20 protein-coding genes are annotated in these 19,552 nt (G+C 55.7%); 13 read left to right on the top strand and 7 right to left on the bottom strand.

The window, feature by feature from the left end:
- Window positions 1–32: 32 nt before the first annotated feature.
- Entirely contained in the window at window positions 33–743 is a 711-nt protein-coding gene (gene sfsA, locus CS910_RS10425) for a DNA/RNA nuclease SfsA (protein ID WP_099211827.1), read from the bottom strand.
- 83 nt (window positions 744–826) lie between these two features.
- Between sfsA and CS910_RS10420 the strand changes: the two genes are divergently transcribed.
- From CS910_RS10420 to CS910_RS10410, 3 genes are all read left to right on the top strand, one after another.
- Window positions 827–2,182 (top strand): ATP-binding protein, encoded by a 1,356-nt coding sequence (locus CS910_RS10420; RefSeq protein ID WP_099211825.1) that lies wholly within the window; start codon window positions 827–829, stop codon window positions 2,180–2,182.
- A 36-nt stretch (window positions 2,183–2,218) separates the two neighbouring features.
- Complete coding sequence (locus CS910_RS10415; RefSeq protein ID WP_099211823.1) at window positions 2,219–3,265, top strand: M42 family metallopeptidase; 1,047 nt, start codon at window positions 2,219–2,221, stop codon at window positions 3,263–3,265.
- A gap of 65 nt (window positions 3,266–3,330) precedes the next feature.
- Window positions 3,331–4,032 carry a hypothetical protein gene (locus CS910_RS10410; protein WP_099211821.1) on the top strand — a complete coding sequence of 234 codons (702 nt, stop codon included), beginning with the start codon at window positions 3,331–3,333 and terminating at the stop codon, window positions 4,030–4,032.
- On the opposite strand, the gene CS910_RS10405 is transcribed toward CS910_RS10410, so the two are convergent.
- A complete protein-coding gene (locus CS910_RS10405) occupies window positions 3,982–4,239 on the bottom strand; it encodes a hypothetical protein (RefSeq protein ID WP_099211819.1) in 258 nt (85 codons plus the stop codon). The two genes, CS910_RS10410 and CS910_RS10405, sit on opposite strands and share 51 nt — an antisense overlap.
- A gap of 46 nt (window positions 4,240–4,285) precedes the next feature.
- On the opposite strand from CS910_RS10405, the gene CS910_RS10400 reads away from it, so the two are divergent.
- Window positions 4,286–6,208, top strand: coding sequence for a helicase C-terminal domain-containing protein (locus CS910_RS10400; RefSeq protein ID WP_223211959.1), 1,923 nt, complete (start codon window positions 4,286–4,288; stop codon window positions 6,206–6,208).
- Here the strand turns inward: CS910_RS10400 and CS910_RS10395 are convergent.
- Complete coding sequence (locus CS910_RS10395) at window positions 6,195–6,557, bottom strand: hypothetical protein (protein ID WP_099211814.1); 363 nt, start codon at window positions 6,555–6,557, stop codon at window positions 6,195–6,197. The two genes, CS910_RS10400 and CS910_RS10395, sit on opposite strands and share 14 nt — an antisense overlap.
- Before the next feature lie 152 nt (window positions 6,558–6,709).
- On the opposite strand from CS910_RS10395, the gene CS910_RS10390 reads away from it, so the two are divergent.
- The 3 genes from CS910_RS10390 to CS910_RS12200 all read left to right on the top strand — a co-directional run bounded on the left by CS910_RS10390 (window position 6,710) and on the right by CS910_RS12200 (window position 7,457).
- Entirely contained in the window at window positions 6,710–6,883 is a 174-nt protein-coding gene (locus tag CS910_RS10390) for a zinc finger domain-containing protein (RefSeq protein ID WP_050003902.1), read from the top strand.
- Between the two features lie 17 nt (window positions 6,884–6,900).
- A complete protein-coding gene (locus CS910_RS10385; RefSeq protein WP_099211812.1) occupies window positions 6,901–7,176 on the top strand; it encodes an elongation factor 1-beta in 276 nt (91 codons plus the stop codon).
- An 86-nt stretch (window positions 7,177–7,262) separates the two neighbouring features.
- Window positions 7,263–7,457 (top strand): DUF2283 domain-containing protein, encoded by a 195-nt coding sequence (locus tag CS910_RS12200; protein WP_197704292.1) that lies wholly within the window; start codon window positions 7,263–7,265, stop codon window positions 7,455–7,457.
- Here CS910_RS12200 and CS910_RS10375 read toward each other — a convergent pair.
- Entirely contained in the window at window positions 7,454–8,476 is a 1,023-nt protein-coding gene (locus CS910_RS10375; RefSeq protein WP_099211810.1) for a tetratricopeptide repeat protein, read from the bottom strand. The two genes, CS910_RS12200 and CS910_RS10375, sit on opposite strands and share 4 nt — an antisense overlap.
- A 315-nt stretch (window positions 8,477–8,791) precedes the next feature.
- Here CS910_RS10375 and CS910_RS10370 point away from each other — a divergent pair, with 315 nt between their 5' ends.
- Both CS910_RS10370 and CS910_RS10365 read left to right on the top strand, forming a co-directional pair.
- On the top strand, window positions 8,792–10,636 hold the full coding sequence (locus CS910_RS10370) for an anaerobic ribonucleoside triphosphate reductase (protein WP_099211808.1): 1,845 nt from the start codon (window positions 8,792–8,794) through the stop codon (window positions 10,634–10,636).
- Window positions 10,637–10,658: 22 nt separating this feature from the next.
- The gene (locus CS910_RS10365; protein ID WP_099211806.1) at window positions 10,659–11,405 is read left to right on the top strand and encodes an anaerobic ribonucleoside-triphosphate reductase activating protein; all 747 of its coding nucleotides are present in this window, start codon (window positions 10,659–10,661) and stop codon (window positions 11,403–11,405) included.
- Here CS910_RS10365 and CS910_RS10360 read toward each other — a convergent pair.
- Window positions 11,348–12,070 carry a hypothetical protein gene (locus CS910_RS10360; RefSeq protein ID WP_099211804.1) on the bottom strand — a complete coding sequence of 241 codons (723 nt, stop codon included), beginning with the start codon at window positions 12,068–12,070 and terminating at the stop codon, window positions 11,348–11,350. The genes CS910_RS10365 and CS910_RS10360 overlap by 58 nt on opposite strands.
- A 150-nt stretch (window positions 12,071–12,220) precedes the next feature.
- On the opposite strand from CS910_RS10360, the gene thsB reads away from it, so the two are divergent.
- The 4 genes from thsB (at window position 12,221) to CS910_RS10340 (ending at window position 16,669) form a co-directional block, all read left to right on the top strand.
- Complete coding sequence (gene thsB, locus CS910_RS10355; protein WP_099211803.1) at window positions 12,221–13,861, top strand: thermosome subunit beta; 1,641 nt, start codon at window positions 12,221–12,223, stop codon at window positions 13,859–13,861.
- 66 nt (window positions 13,862–13,927) lie between these two features.
- Window positions 13,928–14,809: an ABC transporter ATP-binding protein gene (locus CS910_RS10350; protein ID WP_099211801.1), complete on the top strand. Its 882-nt coding sequence runs from the start codon at window positions 13,928–13,930 to the stop codon at window positions 14,807–14,809.
- On the top strand, window positions 14,793–15,476 hold the full coding sequence (locus tag CS910_RS10345; protein WP_099211799.1) for a multidrug transporter: 684 nt from the start codon (window positions 14,793–14,795) through the stop codon (window positions 15,474–15,476). The genes CS910_RS10350 and CS910_RS10345 overlap by 17 nt, the downstream gene beginning before the upstream one ends.
- Before the next feature lie 47 nt (window positions 15,477–15,523).
- Window positions 15,524–16,669: a hypothetical protein gene (locus CS910_RS10340; protein ID WP_099211797.1), complete on the top strand. Its 1,146-nt coding sequence runs from the start codon at window positions 15,524–15,526 to the stop codon at window positions 16,667–16,669.
- On the opposite strand, the gene taw3 is transcribed toward CS910_RS10340, so the two are convergent.
- Window positions 16,653–17,252 (bottom strand): tRNA(Phe) 7-((3-amino-3-carboxypropyl)-4-demethylwyosine(37)-N(4))-methyltransferase Taw3, encoded by a 600-nt coding sequence (taw3, locus tag CS910_RS10335; protein ID WP_099211796.1) that lies wholly within the window; start codon window positions 17,250–17,252, stop codon window positions 16,653–16,655. The genes CS910_RS10340 and taw3 overlap by 17 nt on opposite strands.
- A 63-nt stretch (window positions 17,253–17,315) precedes the next feature.
- On the bottom strand, window positions 17,316–19,454 hold the full coding sequence (locus CS910_RS10330; RefSeq protein ID WP_099211794.1) for an IGHMBP2 family helicase: 2,139 nt from the start codon (window positions 19,452–19,454) through the stop codon (window positions 17,316–17,318).
- Between the last annotated feature and the right edge of the window lie 98 nt (window positions 19,455–19,552).

Below are 19,552 nucleotides of genomic sequence, written 5' to 3'. Positions count from 1 at the left end.
TCAATAATTCTCGCCCCGGTTTAAAACCGTTCTCATAGCTCGACCTTCAGCTTGGGCCTCTCGAGGATTACCCTTCCGTCGGGCAGGAGCGAAATCGAGAGGCCTTCAATTCGCACTCCAGCCTTTTTCGCCTCCCTCAAAAGTCTCGCGAGTTCCGGGTCGCCCTTCTCGTAGGGCCTGAACTTCTCGACGCCGGGCATCGCACCGATGAAGAAGATTATCGCGTCCTTTCCGGCTTTGGCGAGCTCGATTAGCTCCCTAACATGCCTCTGTCCGCGTAAAGTCGGACAGTCGGGATACATCGCGTATTCGCCCCTCTCGCCTCCCCTCAGGACGGCGCTCTTCATCTCGCCGTAGAGTTCTCCACCGGGACACTCGAAGAGGTAGTCGAGGCGGGAGTTGCCAACGCGAACTTCCTTCCGCTTTATCGAGCAGTCCTTCAGCCAGGGGACGAGGCCGAGCTCAACCGCCCTTTCAAAGGCCTTCGCCTGAGTCCTCGTGTCCACTATCGCTCCCTTCCCCCCTAAATCCTCGAAGGCTATTAGAACGAAGTCTGTCTTTCCCCCGCTCTTAGGCGTGCAGAAGACCTTTCGTCCCGGAATCATAAACTCCTCCAGGCGACCGGTGTTGGTGAGAAGGGCCTTTCTGATTTCGCCGTTCACCTCGACCAGAGCAACGAAGCGGTTGAGCCTCTCCACGAACTTGCAGGGAACCACGTTGAGCTTCAGCAGGACTTCCTTCATGCTTCACTCTTTGAGGGGTGGGATATAAACTTTGACCGCTACATTTTTATCCAGAAACAGGATAATCCAGTTGGTGGATAATAATGAAGTTCTACGACAGGGCCAGCGAGATGGAAACGTTGAGGAAAGCCCTCGCACTTTCGGATTCAAGGCTCGTCCTCGTCGTCCTCACGGGCAGGAGAAGGGTTGGAAAGACGAGGCTCGTGAGGGAGTTCTTCAGGCGGGAGGGGATAGACTTCCTGGACCTGTTCGTCAGCGTTAAAAGCGAAAAGCTCCTTATAGAAGACTTTGCCAGTGAAGTCGAGCGACTAACTGGCTATTCGCCGAGGTTTGAGAACTTTGGAGAGTTCCTGAAATATTTAGAGCGCCTCGATGTGAGGGCGGTCTTCTTCGACGAATTCCAGAACGTTCTCAGGGTGAACCCTGCGATGGCCTTTGACCTCCAGAGGTTCGTAGACCGTAACGAGTCCAAGCCGTTACTCATGGTGATTTCCGGTTCGTACATCGGCATGATGAAGCGCCTCTTTGCATCGAGGAAGGCGCCCCTCTACGGGAGAAGCACCGTTTTCATGGAATTGAAGCCCCTTCGACCGCGCCACGTTTTCCAGATGCTCGACGACCTCGGCGTTGAGGATTCTGGGGAGAAGCTGGCGTTCTACTCGGTCTTCGGAGGGGTCCCAAAATATTACGAGCTCGTTGAGCTCCTCGGAAAGAAGACCCTTCGGGGGCTCCTCCTTGAGGCGGTTCGGTACTCCACGTTCCTTGTTTCGGAGGGCGAAGGCCTTCTAATGGACGAGTTCGGACGGGCGTACAGGACCTATTACTCGATACTTCGGGCGATAGCGAGCGGAAAGAACCGGCTCGTGGAGATTGCAAACGTTCTCGGGACAAAACCGGGTAGCCTCTCGAAGTACCTCGACTCCCTCATCGGCTACTACGGCATCGTTGCCCGCGAGGTTCCGGTGCTGGGAGGCAGGCGCTCGAGATACGTAATACGGGACAACTTCCTCAACTTCTGGTTCAGCATGATTGAACCCCAGCTCAAGAACATTGAAGCCGGCGACATCGGTTCCTTCGAACGCTTTCTCGATGAAAACCTGACCTCGTTCCTTGGAAGGGCCTTCGAAAGGGCGGTTGCCGACGTCCTGTGGGATTTGAACGGAGAGTTTCTGACCTTCGACGAGCTCGGCCCCCAGTGGGGAAGAAACTACGAGATTGACCTCGTGGCAATCAACAGGGCCGAGAGGAGGGCAACTTTCATAGAGACCAAGTGGGGAACATCCCTCGACGGTCCGAGGGAGCTTGGCAGGTTAATTGCCAAGGCCAGCTTGGCCCCGTGGAAAGGTGAGAGGAATTACCTGCTGATCGCGAGGGGCTTCCGGCGCAGGTGCGAGGACTGCGTAACGGTTGAGGAACTGCTCACCCACCTAAACCCTTAAAAGCTCATTACGATGACTATCTAAACGGTGGTGCCGATGGTGGACTTCGAACTGCTCAAGAAAATCGTTGAAGCCCCGGGTGTTTCCGGCTTTGAGTTTCTCGGCGTCAGGGACGTTGTAATCGAGGCCTTCAAGCCCTACGTCGACGAGATTAGGGTTGACAAGCTCGGAAACGTCATAGCGCACAAGGAAGGAAAGGGTCCTAAGGTCATGCTCGCTGGACATATGGACCAGATTGGCCTTATGGTGACCCACATCGAGAAGAACGGCTTCCTCCGCGTTGCACCGGTCGGCGGTGTTGACCCGAGGACGCTCATAGCCCAGCGCTTCAAGGTCTGGATTGGCCCGAACGAGTTCATCTACGGCGTCGGTGGAAGCGTTCCGCCCCACATTCAGAAGCCGGAGCAGAGGAACAAGGCCCCGACCTGGGACCAGATTTTCATCGACATCGGTGCCGAGAGCAAGGAAGAGGCCGAGGAGATGGGTGTGAAGATAGGCACCGTCATCACCTGGGACGGTCGCTTGGAGAGGCTCGGGAAGCACAGGCTCGTCAGCATCGCCCACGACGACAGGATAGCCGTTTACACCCTCGTTGAGGCGGCCAGGCAGTTAAGCGAGACCGATGCGGATGTTTACTTCGTCGCAACTGCTCAGGAGGAGGTCGGACTCAGGGGAGCGAAGGTTTCGGCCTTTGGCATAGACCCGGACTACGGCTTTGCCCTCGACGTCACCATAGCGGCCGACGTTCCAGGAACCCCGGAGCACAAGCAGATAACCCAGCTCGGAAAGGGCGTTGCGATTAAGATAATGGACCGCTCCGTCATCTGCCACCCGACGATTGTGAGGTGGATGGAGGAGCTCGCGAAGAAGTACGAGATACCCTACCAGTGGGACATCTTAACTGGCGGAGGAACCGACGCAGGAGCCATACACCTCAACAAGGCCGGCGTTCCGAGCGGTGGCATAAGCATTCCAGCAAGATACATCCACTCCAACACCGAGGTCGTTGACGAGCGCGACGTCGATGCCGCGGTCAAGCTGACGACCAAGGTCATCGAGGAGATTCCGAACCTGAAGTTCTGATTCTCCCTTAAATTTTATAAGCCTCCCTTCAAATTTTCTCCAGCACTGCTCAAGGGTGTCCAGCGATGGAATCAAGGACGGCAGAGATGCCTTTCTCGGCGGACTGGGAGGCCGTTAGGTGGGTGACATCGAAGCCGAGGGAACTCTTCAAGTCCCTGCCCTTCGAGGCCGAGGTATCGGGAGAAGAGCCGTTCGACGTTCAAATACGAATCAGGAGAAGATTATTTAAATTTGAGTTCTCCGGCCGAATGAACGTGGCATTTGCAGATTCAACGGCCACCTACGTGATGAAGGGCCCGAAGGGACTACTGATTCTCTCGGCAAGCGTTGACGGGGATGTCCTCCTGTCGAGGGCCTCCGCCGACCTCGTCGAGCGCTTTCTCGGCCGAAAGCTGGAAGCCCTCGTCAACGGCTTCGCTCTGGCGGTCTGTCGTTTCTCGGAAAGCTACCGAAGAATCGTCGGAAAAATCCTTCCGACGGGGGAGGGGGCGTTTTATACAAAGGACATGGCATCTGATGACCTTCCCCACCTTCTCAGGTACCTCCGCTTCAGCCTCGGGAACGGGACGTTCTCCCTCTGCGGAAAGGGCAACGGCGAGGAGTTCAGGATAACCGTCGAGAACGACGTGGTGAAAAGCATCGAGCACGAGAGCTCGGGTGGAAGCGCGATAGTCGAAGTTAACAAGCCCCTGCTTGGCGTCGGTGAAGATGACTTCTCAGGCCTCGAGCTCGGGGGAGAGTACTTCCTCAGTGTTCTCCGTCGGTGACCTCTTCTCAAGCTTCCACAGCTCGTAGACCAGAAAGGCCAATCCGATTGCTATCCCCCCTAAGGCGAAGGGCCATTTGCTCGGCAGTGGGAGCCCGCGGTGCCATTCGTGGAGCAAGTAGTTCTGGTAGAGGAACAGGTAGCCGAGCCACGCTATAATAACCGCCTCGATGCTGTATTCGACCAGCTTCTTCTCTCGCTCTTCCATCTTCACCACGGGAAAGGTTAAAAGCGACCCGTTAAAAACTCTTCCCATGCAACCAGACCTCCAGTACTTTCCCTACGACACCCTCAGGCCCAATCAGGCGGAGTTCATCGAGCTCGTGCGCGAAACTGCCGAGAGGGGAGAGAACGCCATAGTCGAGGCACCTACAGGCTTCGGTAAGACCGTGAGCGTTCTGGCCGGCGTTCTTCCAGTTGCCGAGGAACTCGGCCTCAAGGTTCTCTACTTAGCCCGAACGCACAGGCAGATGGACAGAGTTATAGAGGAGCTCAAGGCGATAAACCGGAAGGCGAGGGTTTCCGGGGTTGAGCTCAGGAGCAGGAAGGAGCTGTGCCTCCACAACTACCTCACCCAGTTCACGAGCGACGCCTACACAGCCATGGTGGTCTGCAAGAACCTGAAGAAGCTTGGAAAGTGCCCCTTCTACGAGAACGAGAAGAAGAAAAAGGCCGAGTTCAACGAGCTGGTCAACTTCTTCCTCGAGAGTCCGTCCCACCCCTCTGAAATCCTGAGCTACGCGGAGACGCTCGAGCTCTGCCCCTACGACCTGACGAGGAAGATAGCCGAGAAGGCAGACGTCATCGTCGCCAGCTACCTCTACGCGATAAGCCCCAGCATAAGGGAGAGCCTGATAAGCTCACTCGGCGTGGATTATTCGGACCTGATAATCGTCTTCGACGAGGCCCACAATCTGCCGGACCAGGCCATCTCGGCTTTGAGCGACAGGCTGAGCATTCATACAATCAACAGGGCCATTAAGGAGGCCGACGAGTACAAAGAGAACGAGATAGCCAACTTTCTGAGCATACTCGGCAGGGGCCTTGAGTTGCTCTTCCGCGAGAAGCTCGCCGACAGGGAAATTCAGGAAACGCCGATTCAGCCGGAGCTGGTCTTCGTTCACCTCATGAGAACCCTCGGGATAAGCGAGCGCTGGCTGGTAAAGACCCTCAACGAGATGGTCTCAATCGGCGAGGCGATAAGGGAGGACAGGATAGAGAAGGGCAAACCTCCAAGGAGCTACATCGGTCGCGTTGGCGAGTTCCTGCTCCTCTGGTTCTCGCTAATCGGAAGGGAGGACTACCTCTTCCTGCTCAGCAGGGAGAAGGGTTTGAGCCTTGAGCTTGTTGCCCTGGACCCGTCGAAGGCGTTGACCTTTCTCAGGGAAGTTCACAGCGCCTTCTTCATCTCAGGAACGCTCACCCCGCTCGAGGCCTTCCGCGACGTCATGGGCATCGAGAATGCCAGGCTGAAGAAGTTTCCGAGGATGGTAAAGCGCGAAAACGCGCAGGTTCTGGTCGCCAAAGATGTATCGACGCGCGGTGAGGAGCGCTCGCTCCAGGTTTACAGGAAGATGGTCGATTATATCGTCGAGGCCGTTAAGCTAATTCCCAAGAACGTTGGCGTTTTTACGGCCTCCTATGAGGTTCTCCAGGGCCTCCTCTCGGCCAACCTTGAGGTTCGGCTTGAGGGAACGGGAAAGGCGATATTCATCGAGAGGCAGGGAGTAAGCTCTGCCGAGAACGACGCGATGGTTGCCTCGTTTAAAGCCCACGCGAGGGGCAACGGGGCGGTTCTGCTCGGCGTCATGGGCGGGAGGAACAGCGAGGGACAGGATTACAGCGGTGATGAGATGAACGGGGTTATCCTGGTCGGGATTCCCTACGCGAGGCCAACTCCGCGCGTTCAGGCCCAGATAAGGTACTTCGAGCGGAAGTTCCCGGGGAAGGGCCGCTACTACGGCTACTACCTGCCGGCCCACAGGAAACTGGTTCAGGCAGCGGGCAGGGTTCACCGCTCTGCGGAGGAGAAGGGCTCGATAATAATCCTCGACTACCGCGTCCTCTGGAGGAACGTCAGGAAGGACTTCCCGGACTGGATGGTGGAAACCATGAGGCCCGTTGACCTGGCGAGGATGCGGCTGTACCTGAAACGCTTCTGGCTCAGCGGACCGTAAACTCCTTTTCGACCCTGACCTTGGCACCATTCACGTAGGCCACTTTGACGACCTTGTATCTCCCCGGCGGGAGCTCCACTGGTAACTTCTGCTCTATCGTTTCACCGGGGATTAGGACGATTTTGCGGTTTAGAAACACTATCCCCGGGTCAAGCCTCTGCCAGAAACCGACGTACTCGTAGAGCTCAATCTCGTTGTCCGTCTCGACCTTGAAGGTGTTTGGGTTCGTTACCCAGACGACGAGTTCTCCCTTCCGGGGCTTGACGTCGATGTCGAGCTCGACCTCCGGTGGTGCGCCGACGTTTATGACACCGACTTTGTCATCGGAGGGTACTTTAACAATCTTCATCAAACATTTTTGTGCTACGTCGTTACTTAAATAATTTTCTAAGTTCCACGGTTCAAACGGCATTTCAATGGGAAAAGCTTATAAATCAGTCTGGCAACGCTCACCAGAGGTTAAAACCACCTTTCTTGGAGGTGTTTGCAGTGGCTGAGGAAATGAAGTTCGAGATACCCGTATGCACCTCATGCGGAAAGGAGATAACCCCAAGGGAGCACGCCACTCACTTCGTCTGCCCGAACTGCGGCGAAGCTATCATCTGGCGCTGCGAATCCTGCAGGGTCCTTAGCGTTCCCTACAAGTGCCCCAAGTGCGGATGGGAGGGGCCGTGAATTAGGAGGTGAAGAAGATGAGCGACTACAACATGGTTGCGGTTGTTAAGGTCATGCCAACCGACCCCGAGGTCAACCTCGACGAGCTCGAGGCCAAGCTCAAGGAGGCTCTTCCCGAAAGGTTCGGCCTCGCCAAGGTCGAGCGTGAGCCCATAGCGTTCGGTCTCGTCGCCCTCAAGTTCTACGTCCTGGCTAAGGACGAGGAGGGCTACGACCTCGACCAGGTCCTTGAGGCCTTTAGGAACGTCGAGAACGTCGAGAGCGCCGAGGTCGAGACCGTTTCGAGGATTTGAATTCCCTCTATTTCTTATTGAGTAACATTTTTGAGCTCTTTTTGTGATTTGCTCGTTATGAAGATTAGATATGACCCAAGGCCGATATTCTCTACATTCTCCTCAAGGAGAGTCCTGTAGCGGATACCGATGAGGTAGATGAGGACATCTGGTTCGAGTACGATGAGCAGGGAAACGTAATCGGGATGGAGATTTTGAACGCCGGCGAGAACGTAATTCGGAGGAGTCTCCTTGAGATAGAGCGTTATACAAAGGGATTGAAAGAAGAGGCAAAAACTTAAAGCCCCAAACTCAGGCTCAGCTTCGGCCTCTTCCACTCGTTGAGTATCGAGCGGAGCTCCTCGTTTTCCACCTTCGCGTAAAGCTCGTCGAAGCGCTTCTTTGCTTCTTCGTCTCCGGCGCGCCAGCGCGCCAGCTCTGCTATCGCCCTGAAGAAATGCCTTGTGTCGTCCTCGAAGAGCTCGGCAAAGGCCTCCATGTTCCTCGCTATCGTGTCGTAGGCGTTCTCGTTGAACAGCCCCTCGATGAAGTCAACCAGCGTGTCGAAGACGACGCCAAATATATCGTCGCTCACGTTGATTGCCTTGAGCAGGGCCTCGCGGAGGGCCTTGAAGGCTTTGTCGTAGTCTTCCCTGCCAGCGTGAATCTCGGCCTCGACAAGCTTGGCGTTTATCTCAATCTCGTCGTCGTGCGGGTTCCTTAAGACTTCCTTAATCAGCGCCTCGGCGGTGTCGTAGTCCCCGAGCTCGTAGTGGAAGTGTGCCAAGTCGAGGAGGCTTATGAGCCTGTTCTTTTCGTCGTTTATGCGCTCGAATATTTCTCTCGCACGCTCCATCAGCTCTATGGCCTTCTCCGTTTCGCCGAGCTCGTCGTAGTTCACCGCGAGGTTCGCTAAAGTCAGCGCTATCTCCCTGTCGTTCTTCAGGACGTTCTCCTCGTGCTCAAGGAGTTTCTGGTACGTCTCTATCGCCTTCTCCGGCATTCCGAAGTGCTCGTAGGCATCGGCGAGATAGTAGAGCGCCGTCGCGTACTCCTCGGGGTCGTCCTTCTTCCTCTCAACGACCCGCTTGTGGAGCTCTATCGCGCTCTCGACGTCGTCGAGGTGAGCGTAAACGTGTCCAATCTCGTGGAGCAGGTCGTAGGGGTCGTCGCACTGAACGGCAACCTCTCCGAGCCTCTTGAGCTCTTCCCTGAGCTCTTCCTCGGTCTCTATCGAGTCGATGTAATCGTCAAAGAGCTCGAGCAGTTTCTCACAGTCCTTCTCGCTCAAAGCTTTTTCCCACTCTTTCTTGATGTCCATTTCACATCACCGCCCTTCGGTTGGCAGGACGGGTTAAAAACGTATGGTATCTCAATCCCGGAATCCAGAACCTGGGGAAATTTCGCTAAAATCGTCAATAATCTTTTGGACAAGCGACGATTCATCGTCGAATTTGTTTGGGTGGGTAACTGTCTCCGTCATCTTGTTCGTCGTTCTTCTCTGGATTTTTTATCCAGTTGTCGTTTGTCCACAAGTATCGCAAGTTACCAGTCAATACGACCACTTGTCCAACGGGAACTGTTATAGGGACTTAACGGCTTTCACAGATATGGACAATTTATCCAGGTGATTAAGATGGAAACGGTAAAGCGTGATATCATTCATGAGTACGCGGGCTGGAGCAGTCTGGACGTTCTGGAGAACGCCAACCGATACCCTGGCCCGACGGGCTTCTTCGCCTATGTGATGGAGGAGGCATTGAAAGAGAGCATCTCGCTCGTCCCAAAGGAGGGCAGGGAGGCGCACTTCTCTGGCGATATATACATCCACAAGCTCCCCTACAGCCTCTACATCCCCTACTGCACCGGTCACAGCACCGCGAGGCTACTCGAAAAGGGCCTCAAGACGCCGACGATTGTTTCTCGGCCGGCGAGGCACTTCGACACCTACGTGGACCACATAGCGAACTACCTCATTACTATGCAGCACTACTTCAGCGGTGCCCAGGCCTTAAGCTCGGTCGAGTGGTACGCTGGGCCGTTCATAAGGAAAGAAAGCCTGGACAGGCGTAAAATCAGACAGCAGATTCAAAGGCTGGTTTATAACCTCAACTACCCCACGAGAATAGGCCTTCAAACTCCATTTACAAACTTCACCGTAACGCTCGACGCCCCCAAAAAGATGCTCGAGGGCGACCACGCGGTTTACGCTGGAGAGAAGGTCGAACCGCTCGGCGAGTACGAGAGGGAAGCCAAGGAGTTTTTCATAGCCCTAACTGAGGTTCTCCGCGAGGGAGACGCGCTCGGCCAGCCCTTCACCTTCCCGATTCCGACACTGATGGTCACTGCCAAGATGCTCTGGGACTACCCGGAGGTCTTTGAGGCTGTCTTTGGAACGGCGTCGAAGCGCGGGAGCTTCTACTGGCTGAACACGAACGTCGTTGACCCGGACGCGAGCTACGCGATGTGCTGCAGGATTGCCATCGACAAGACGGAGATGGCCTTTGCTTTCGGCGTCTCCGGGAAGAGCGCCGAGGAGGAAGCGCTGGAGAGGCTTGAGAGGGGACGCTTCGGCGGGCTCTGGGCGATGCCCGACGTCACCGGCTCGGTGAACGTTACAACCGTGAACCTCCCGAGGCTCGCCCTTAAGGCCAGGGGGGACGACGACAGGTTCTGGGAGGAGTACGAGAGGGTTCTCGAGGTCGTGAGGAGAACAACGGACTGGTTCAGGGAGCGCTACGTGAGGCTTATCACGGCTTACCGGCATATGTACAGCATGATTCACCTATACCTTGAGGAGTTTCCGAGCAGTCACTTCAACACCGTCGGAATCCTCGGCCTTCCAGAGGCGGCCTCGATTTACCTCAACGAGCCGAAGCTCTGGGAGGAGGGAACGAGAAAGGACTGGCTGAAAGCGGCCGAGCTGATGAAGGAGATGGTGGAGTTCGCGACGGCCAAAGCGAGGGAGTGGATGAAGGAAACCGGAACACCCTGGAACGTGGAAGAGGTGCCCGGTGAAAGCGCCGCGGCGAAGTTGGCTATAAAGGACCTCCGCGAGTTCCCGGAGCTTAAAGAGTACCTCAGCGACCCCGAGAACCCCATTTACTCGACCAGCGTGGCGCCCTACTACGGAGCACTTGAGCTGGCAGACAGGATACGGGTGGAGGAGAAGGTCCAGAAAAGCTTTACCGGTGGAGTGATGATGCACATCTTCCTTGGGGAGGAGCCGGACCCCGAAGCCCTTGCAAAGCTCACTAAGAGGCTCATGAGGACGGAGCTCGTCTACTGGAGCTACACTCCCGCAATAACCGTCTGCAACGCCTGCGGGTACTCAACTACCGGTCTGCACACCCACTGCCCGCGCTGCGGGAGCGAGAACGTCGAGGTGTGGAGCAGGATAATCGGCTACTACAGGCCCCTCAAGAACTGGAACCCCTTCAGGAAGAAGGAGTTCTGGACGAGGAGGCACTACTCCTCCTGATTCCTTTTCTGGGGGTGTTCCCATGCTCACGAGCGGGTGGAAGAGCGTCAGCATGGTCGACGTTCATGGAAAGGTTACCTTTACGCTATGGCTCTGCGGATGCAACCTTAAATGTCCCTTCTGCCACAACTGGCGCATAGCTGAAGGCCTTGACTGCTTTCCCCTCGACAGAAAAGCCCTCCTCGACGAGCTTGAGGCGAGCGCGTTTCTCGTCGACTACTTCCACGTCACCGGCGGTGAACCGCTGATGCAGTGGAGGGAGCTAAGCTCGCTCTTCGCGGAGGGTAAGCTCCTCAATGTTCCCGTGAGCCTCAACACGAACCTGACCCTCGTTGGACCTCTTGAAAAGCTCCTGAAGGCTGACCTGGTGGACCATATAGCTACCGACCTCAAGGCTCCTCCGGTACTATATGGTCTCCCCGAAAAGCCCGCGGAAAAGCTCTGGAGGCTCTTCCTGAGGGGTCTTGAGGTCGTTTCGGACTACGGAATCCCTCTCGAACTCAGAATTCCTGTGGCGAAGGGCTTTGACGCGTGGCCTTACATTGAAGAGGGTCTTAGGAGGGTGAAGACTGACTTCTACGTTGTCCTGAATCCACTCGTTGGAAGGCCTTTAACGAACCCCAGGGACGAGGACTGGTGCTCGGAACACTGCTGGCCGGGGAGAGAGGTTGAGGAACTGCGGGAGAGGCTTGAGGAACTTGGCATTGCCGTTCATGTTAACCAGTTTATGGAGGGTTCGCCCGGACAGGCCCTTAGCAGTTCCATGTAGCGCTCCACAACGCGCGCTTTCAGCTTTTCGTAGTCTTTTTCTCCCCGATACACGATTTCTATCTCGACCTTGACGGTGCTTGTGCTGAAGTTGAAGTAGTCGGGGTACTTTGAGGTTATCACTGCCTTCTTCAGCCTCCCGTCCGAGACTGTTAAGTTGGCCCTAATCCAGTCATTCACTGGGATTTGCAACGTCTGAGGGCCGTATTTGGTGTCATTTATTGTGACGTTCTTGTAAGGTGGAACTCCGGGTTTTCTGACGAGCGTGACCTCAATCGGGTTCCCCCAAGTGACGTTCCTGTCGTAGAGTGGACTTCCGTTGAGGATCGGAAGGAGGTAGTTCATAAAGACAATCGGCCCCAGAATCTCTTGGGTTCCGTTGTTCTGGCCGCCCCTGCCACATATCGTCCACCTGACTGTCTTCCCGGTCCCGTTGAACAGGCTCCACATTCCCGATGCGTCGGGTTCTTCAACCACGAGATAGTGATTTTCCTCTTTGAGGACGAGGGTCGTGAAGTTGTCTACTCTGACGACGGCTACGTAGTCGAGGTTTTGGTTGATGTCCTCAAGGTATTTTTCCAGCCCGCCAGCTTGAAATTGGCTATACGCTACCAATGCCACGGCGAGGGTGAGTACCACAATTGGGATTAGCTTCCTCATGCTCATGATTACTCCTTCTAGTAGGGATTTATAAGTCTTGTCTGACAGTTCACCGAAAACTTTATAAATAGGCCAAAGGAATGATAACGCGGAAGCACTTAAGGTTATTAAAAGACCTCATCCCGTAAAAAAGAAAAAGGGAGGGGGTGAGGGGAGATGGCCCAGCTCGCTGGACAGCCGGTCGTTATTCTGCCTGAGGGGACCCAGAGGTACGTCGGAAGGGACGCCCAGAGGCTCAACATCCTCGCCGCTAGAATCGTTGCCGAGACCATAAGGACCACCCTCGGCCCGAAGGGTATGGACAAGATGCTGGTTGACAGCCTCGGGGACATCGTCATCACCAACGACGGTGCCACCATCCTTGACGAGATGGACATCCAGCACCCGGCCGCGAAGATGATGGTTGAGGTTGCGAAGACCCAGGACAAGGAGGCTGGTGATGGAACCACCACTGCCGTCGTCATCGCCGGTGAGCTTCTCAAGAAGGCTGAGGAGCTTCTCGACCAGAACATTCACCCGAGCATAATCATCAAGGGTTACGCCCTCGCCGCCGAGAAGGCCCAGGAGATTCTTGAGGGCATCGCCAAGGAGGTCAGCCCGGACGACGTTGAGACCCTCAAGAAGGCCGCTGTGACTTCAATCACCGGAAAGGCCGCCGAGGAGGAGCGCGAGTACCTCGCGGGCATAGCCGTTGAGGCCGTCAGGCAGGTCGCCGAGAAGGTCGGCGACAAGTACAAGGTCGACCTCGACAACATCAAGTTCGAGAAGAAGGAGGGAGCGAGCGTTAGGGAGACCCAGCTCATCCGCGGTGTCGTCATCGACAAGGAGGTCGTTCACCCCGGCATGCCGAAGAGGGTTGAGAACGCCAAGATTGCTCTCATCAACGATGCCCTCGAGGTCAAGGAGACCGAGACCGACGCCGAGATAAGGATCACCAGCCCGGAGCAGCTCCAGGCCTTCCTCGAGCAGGAGGAGCGCATGCTCAAGGAGATGGTTGACAAGATCAAGGAGGTCGGAGCGAACGTCGTCTTCGTCCAGAAGGGCATCGACGACCTCGCCCAGCACTACCTCGCCAAGTACGGCATCCTTGCAGTCAGAAGGGTCAAGAAGAGCGACATGGAGAAGCTCGCCAAGGCCACCGGAGCAAAGATTGTCACCAACGTCCGCGACCTCACCCCGGAGGACCTCGGTGAGGCCGAGCTCGTCGAGCAGAGGAAGGTCGCCGGCGAGAACATGATATTCGTCGAGGGCTGCAAGAACCCGAAGGCCGTGACAATACTCATCAGGGGCGGTACCGAGCACGTGGTTGACGAGGTCGAGAGGGCCCTCGAGGACGCCGTCAAGGTCGTCAAGGACATCGTTGAGGACGGCAAGATACTCCCGGCCGGCGGTGCTCCTGAGATTGAGCTGAGCATAAGGCTCGACGAGTACGCCAAGGAGGTCGGCGGCAAGGAGCAGCTCGCCATCGAGGCCTTCGCGGAGGCCCTTAAGGTCATACCGAGGACCCTCGCCGAGAACGCCGGACTCGACCCGGTCGAGACCCTCGTCAAGGTCATCGCCGCCCACAAGGACAGGGGTGCCAGCGTCGGTGTCGACGTCTTCGAGGGCGAGCCGGCCGACATGATGGAGAAGGGAGTCATCGCCCCGCTCAGGGTTACCAAGCAGGCCATCAAGAGCGCCAGCGAAGCTGCCATAATGATACTCCGCATCGACGACGTCATAGCCGCCAGCAAGCTCGAGAAGGACAAGGAGGGCGAGAAGGGCGGAAGCAGCGACTTCGGTAGCGACCTCGACTGAAGGCTTTGATTCCTCTCCCCTTTAATTCCCGAAACCCTTTTTTAGTTCCGCGGGGACTCTTCTCGTATGTCCGCCGTTGAGGTTCAAGGCCTTTCGAAGTCCTACGGCCCAAAGGTGGCCCTCGAGGGCGTTTCCTTCTCGATTAACGAGGGCGAGATAGTCGGCGTAATCGGGCCGAACGGGGCCGGAAAGACGACGCTGATAAGAATTCTGACGTGCCTTTTGAAGCCCGACTCCGGCGAGGTCAGGGTTTTTGGAAGGAACCCCTGCGAGGCGAAAGAACTCTTCGCCCTCCTTCCTCAGGACGTCAAGGCCCACTTCTACACGCTCACGCCAAGGGACTACGTCTACCACTACCTCAGGATGCGCGGCCTTGGGCGGAGTGAGGCTCGAATAAGGGCCGGAAGGGCGCTTGAAGAGTTCGAAATAGGCTACGCTGACGAGCAGGTCTCAACGCTCTCCGGGGGCATGATGCGGAAGGTCCTCCTCGCGATGGTGCTATCCGCCGATGCCGGGCTTTACTTCCTCGACGAGCCGACCGTCGGCCTCGACGTGGAGAGCAGGCTCAGACTCTGGGAGGCTCTCCGAGAGAGGGCCAAGGAGGCGACGATAGTTCTCACCAGCCACTACCTCAACGAGGTATCAAGCGTCTGCGACCGCGTCCTCCTCCTGAAGGACGGGAAGATAAAGGCCTTCGGAAGGCCGGAGAGGATTGCGGGCGAATACCTGAGGGGGCTTCATTCAAAGGTCGTCGCCTTCGGCGAGGTTCGCCTTGATGGTTTCCTGACGAGAAAAGCGGGGAGGAACACCTACGTCTACACCCGCTCGGGGGCTGAGGAGAGGGAAGCCATTGAGGCCCTTGAAAGGGCCGGCGTGCCCTTCAAAGTAGAGGAACTCAGCATAGAGGACGTCTTCATTGCGGGGGGTCTTGATGGTGGCCATCGTTGAGTACTACGCGAGGGCACTGACGAGGGGCAGGTTCTCGCTCATCAGCTTCGCACTCCAGCCCATCTCCTTCATCTTCATAGTCTACGTCGTCAGCGGGGGAAGGTTCCTGAACACCGCCTTGGCCGGTGCGCTGGTGGGCTTCGTCGTTGGAGTTGGCGTAGCGGATTTGGCGATAGAGCTGGTCGGGATGAAGACCCGCTCGCGGTTCTACGACGTCATCATGAGCCTGCCGGGGAGCAACTGGAGGAAGGCCCTCGGAATCTCAGTCGGAATGAGCGTTCCGGCCTTCCCCTACGTCGTCCTGTTAACGGCGATACTTGTCTGGAGGCTCGGAGTTGGGGCTTTTCCAGGAATGCTCGCGGCGGTAGTGGCGCTGTGGCTCTGGAGCGCTGGAATTGGCTTCCTCCTGGGGGTTAAGGGGAAAGAGCCGGTTCAGGTGATGAGGCTCTCAAACCTCCTCGTTACTGGACTGACGGTCTTTCCGCCGGTTTACTATCCCGCGAGCGTTCTCCCGGGGTGGCTTGCAAAAATCTTGGTATTCCTCCCGACCGTGAGTGCCTCCCAGGTCCTTTCTGGGACGGGAGGAAGTGCATCCCTCATAACAACGTTCCTCTGGGGAGTTCTTGGTCTGTCACTCCTCCTTAGGTTTGCAGGGCTTGAGGAGTGAAAACGGCTTTAAAACCGCTTTTCCAATTGAAGTTTGGAGGTGTGTGGATGTCCGTGCCGAATTTCAAGGATATATCCACAGGAGACCCCAAATGGTTTGGTCTTTCCAAAAGGTACTGGAGGATTGTCCTGATTGAACTTATTATTTCGCTCGTTCTCTCGGTGCTCTCCTCGGGTAAGCCGCACTTCCCGTTTATCAAATTGAACCTAGACACTCCCTACGGTCCTATTCTCGTCACAATCATCGGAATTATAATCTTCTCCAAGCCCGCAACTAACCTCATTGAGAATCTGGAGCGCTGGAAAAATGAAGGTTCACGTTCTAGAGAGGCCAATCGAGGCGTTGAGCTCTTAGGTATCCCCAAGGAACGTTTAAAAACATGGGAGTACCATGATAAAATTGTCCTGGGTTCTGTACTCGTAATGATTGGGGTTATCCTTCTTGACATCCTTCGTTTGGGTCTCAGCGGCTGGGTGGACTTTCTTGGTTACCTTTCCCCGTACGTTAGGGCCCACGCTCCTTGGGCGTTTTATCTTCGTGTTGTCCTAAGTCTAACCTACTACGCCCTTTTGGTGTGGATATACGCATACTGGGCCTCATTTATGGCGTATTTTGTTGGTTACCTCTCTGTCATACTGTCCCTGAACTCGACAAAGGTTTCACCCGTTGTGGAGCTCGGTAAACTTGCTGACTCAAAGAACAGCCCCTGTCTGATGGCTCCCACCAACTGTATCCGACATTTGACGAATATCGCCGGGAGTTTTGTTGAGCTTGGGAGGCACGTTAAAGAGCTGTTCGGACCCGGGCTCTCGGTGGCTTCCGCTCTGCTCGCCGTTTCAGTACTCTCGGCTGTTTACGTGGTGGTTACAGAGTATACAAGCATACCCCAAAACGATGCAGGACTAATCTCCGGTTGGGGCTTTCTGTTGGGTTCTTTAGTACTCTTTGGGGTGCTAATGCACATGGCGTCGAGTTTTGTCTCCGCGATAAAAGAAGAGACCATTACTTACCTTCACAAAATCAGGATTGGCTTAATAAACTCCGGTGGGAACGAGAAGGCCTACGAGCTACTCGATGAAATTGAGAGGGCTCTTGAAACGATAAGGGCAATTCCCCTGCGCTCCGATGAGCTACTGGAACTCGTTTCGATAGCGATAAGCGTAATCATGGCCCTTCTTACTGGCTCTGGCTAAGCTTTTCGACCTTTTCCTCCAGCCTCTTGAGCTTTCTCTTAAACCTTCTCAGCTGGTCGTTCGCTATGTTTACAATTCTCTCAATGTAGTCCTCGCTCACCCACAACTCGCCGTCCGCGCCGAGCGGGACGTCCATTCTCTCGGTCGAGCGAATCTCGACGAGGAGCTTCTTGTGGCTCACGCTCTTGATGTTGCTGTACTTGAAGCCCAGCCCTATCGCGAGGTTAAGCAACTTAACGGCATCATCAAGCGTTCTCGCCCCGACGTGAAGGATAGGACTCCGGACAAGAAACCAGAGCTGACCGGTCGAGTGCCTTCCAACCGCTTCAAGGACCTCCTCGACGGTGACTTCCCTGTGCCACTTGCCGAGCCAGGCGGAATTGACCTTGTCGCCGAAGTGGGGCATCTCCATGACCGAAATCCTGCCCGAGCAAGAGCTCGTTGTGAAGTAGTTCTCAAGCGCGTTGATTTTCTCAAGCAGGGCGATTATGTCCTCGTCAACCTTGCCCTCCGCCAAGGCCTGCCTGAGGCTCTCCATCGCCTTCGCCTTCTGCTCGTCGAAGTTCTTGGTGTAGAGGAACATTTTTCACACCTGCCCGTCTATTTTGTCAGAGTGTACCCTCGAAACATGTTCCGGGGGTATCCATTAAAAAGGATTGTAGGATGTGCCCCCATATATTGACCGCATTCTGCCCCTGTCCTTTTCCCTGACTTTTTCAGCATCTTCTGGAACGTCTATTGAGTCTTTCGTCTCCGAAATCCCGAGAATCTTCCTCACATTGTCTGCGGACATACCTGCTGGGGGTTCGATTAGTTCTTTTGCATTAACAATAGTTCCCATCTTCCTCACGAACTCCACCAGTCTCCTGTAAGTCGGGTGCGAGCTCAGCGTCGAGGAGTCGCCTATCAGAATCAGCTTTCTCTTCGCCCTCGTCAGCGAGACGTTCAACCTCCTCAAATCCTTCAAAAAGCCCAGCTCACCCTTCCTGTTCGAGCGGACGAAGGAGAGAACTATGACTTCCTTCTCTCTGCCCTGGTAACCGTCCACCGTCTTGACCTCTATTTCTTCAGGCAAAAGCGAGCTTATCAAATCGCGCTGGTCATCGTAGGGTGTTATGACGCCAATCCATTCGGGCTTAACCCCGAGTCTCAGGAGACCTTCAACGGCTTCCTTCACGAGCCTCGCCTCGAGCGGGTTCTCCCTGCTCTCGCTTCCATACCTCTGTCTCTCGAAGCGGTCTTCTCTTCCGGCCGTGTCTATGAAGACGAGCACGTTCTTCGGTTTAAGCACGTCGGTCCACGCAGTTCCCTCTTCCGGCGAGTTTACCCCCAAATCGGCCAGCGTTATTCCCCTGACGCTCTCGTCCGCCTCGATTCTGCCCTCGTAAAATTCCCTGCTGGGAAACTCCATGAGCCTTTCGTTCATTCTGTACTGAACTGTAAGCATCTCGCTCTTTCCGGGATAACGCTCGATTAAGCCCTCGAAGAGAGTCTTGCTCAGCTCCTTTGCCTTCTCGCTGAGTATCGTGGGGGGCAACTGCCTGTGGTCGCCTGCCAAAACGAAGCGCCCTGCGCGGTTGATTGGGATGAGCACGCTCGGTATCGTCGCCTGCGTGGCCTCGTCTATTATCGCAACGTCATAGGAGCCGTAGTCAACCACTTCCAGCCCGGCCGAAGAGTTCGTAGTCAGAACGACGTCGGCTTCCCTTATTATCTCCCTCGCTATCCTTTCCTCCAGCTTTCTCGCATCGTCGAAGGTCTTCTGCACCTGCTCGTTGATTTTGAGCCACTGGGCCATCTCGCGGATTAACCGGGCTGGAACGCCCCTTGCCCCTATACCCTTCTCTGCCAGGCGGAGAATCTGCCTATCGGTCAGCCCGCGTCTGTACTTCGGAGCCGGTTTGGTAAAGGTGTCTCGCTTCTCCTTCAGGTTCTCCCCGATTACGCGAAGCTCCCTCAGCTCGCCGTAGAGCTCGTGCTGGGTCATTAGGTAAGCTAAGGTCGTCTCGTGGAGCTTTTTGGAGACCCTGCTCGGGTGTCCGACGCGGACGACCTTCAGACCGGAATCAACCAGCCTCTCGACGAGGTTGTCAACGGCCACGTTGCTCTCGGCAGTTGCTAAAACCCTGTTCCCCCTCGCCACCTCCTGCCGTATCAGCTCGACGAGTGTCCTTGTCTTTCCGGTCCCGAACGGCCCGTGAATCAGGAAGAAGTCCGGGCTTCCGAGGGCATTCGCTATTGCCCTCCTCTGGCTCGCGTTTAAACTCTTATCAAAGGGCATGAACTCTACTTCCTCGCCCTCTTCAGGCTCCCCCCTGCCAAGGTAGAGCTCTAAAGCCTTCCTCCCGCTCTCCCGGAGGTTTTCAAGGTTCTCAAGCCAGCGCTTGAAGGTTATGTCGTTGGCGTAGAGGTCTATCCTAACGCTTTTCAGCGCCCACTCCGGGACGGTCTCTAAAGCCACTGTTATGAACCGCTTCCCCTTCTCGACGACGGTTCCAACCAAATCGCTTTTCAGCGGGTCTCGTTTGCTTATCACGACCAAGTCGCCGACGCTTATCTCCGTCTTGATTTCCCTCTCGCGCCCGTATCTGACGAGGAAGTAGCCGAGCTCCTCGCCGATTACCTTTCCGTTGAGGCCGAGAACGGCCCTTCCAACCTTCTCCCTCTCGCGACCGCTGAGCCGTCTCATCTCTGCTCTCATGGCCTCTATCTCGGCCTTCCGCTCCATCTCGATGAGAACCTTGAGCTTGGCGATGAACTTTGAAAGCTTCTCGTTTTCGCTCATTTTTCTTCCCGAAGGGCGAAGAGAAGAGCCGTTTAAAAGGTTGAGGGTGGTCAGCCCATGCGAGTTTCCTCACCGCTCGGACGAAACTTCCCTCATCA

The organism is Thermococcus henrietii, from assembly GCF_900198835.1.
In the GTDB taxonomy this organism is placed as follows: Archaea; Methanobacteriota_B; Thermococci; order Thermococcales; family Thermococcaceae; genus Thermococcus; species Thermococcus henrietii.
The sequence above is the reverse complement of the archived record's forward strand: the minus strand, read 5'-3'. Positions and strand labels throughout refer to the sequence as shown.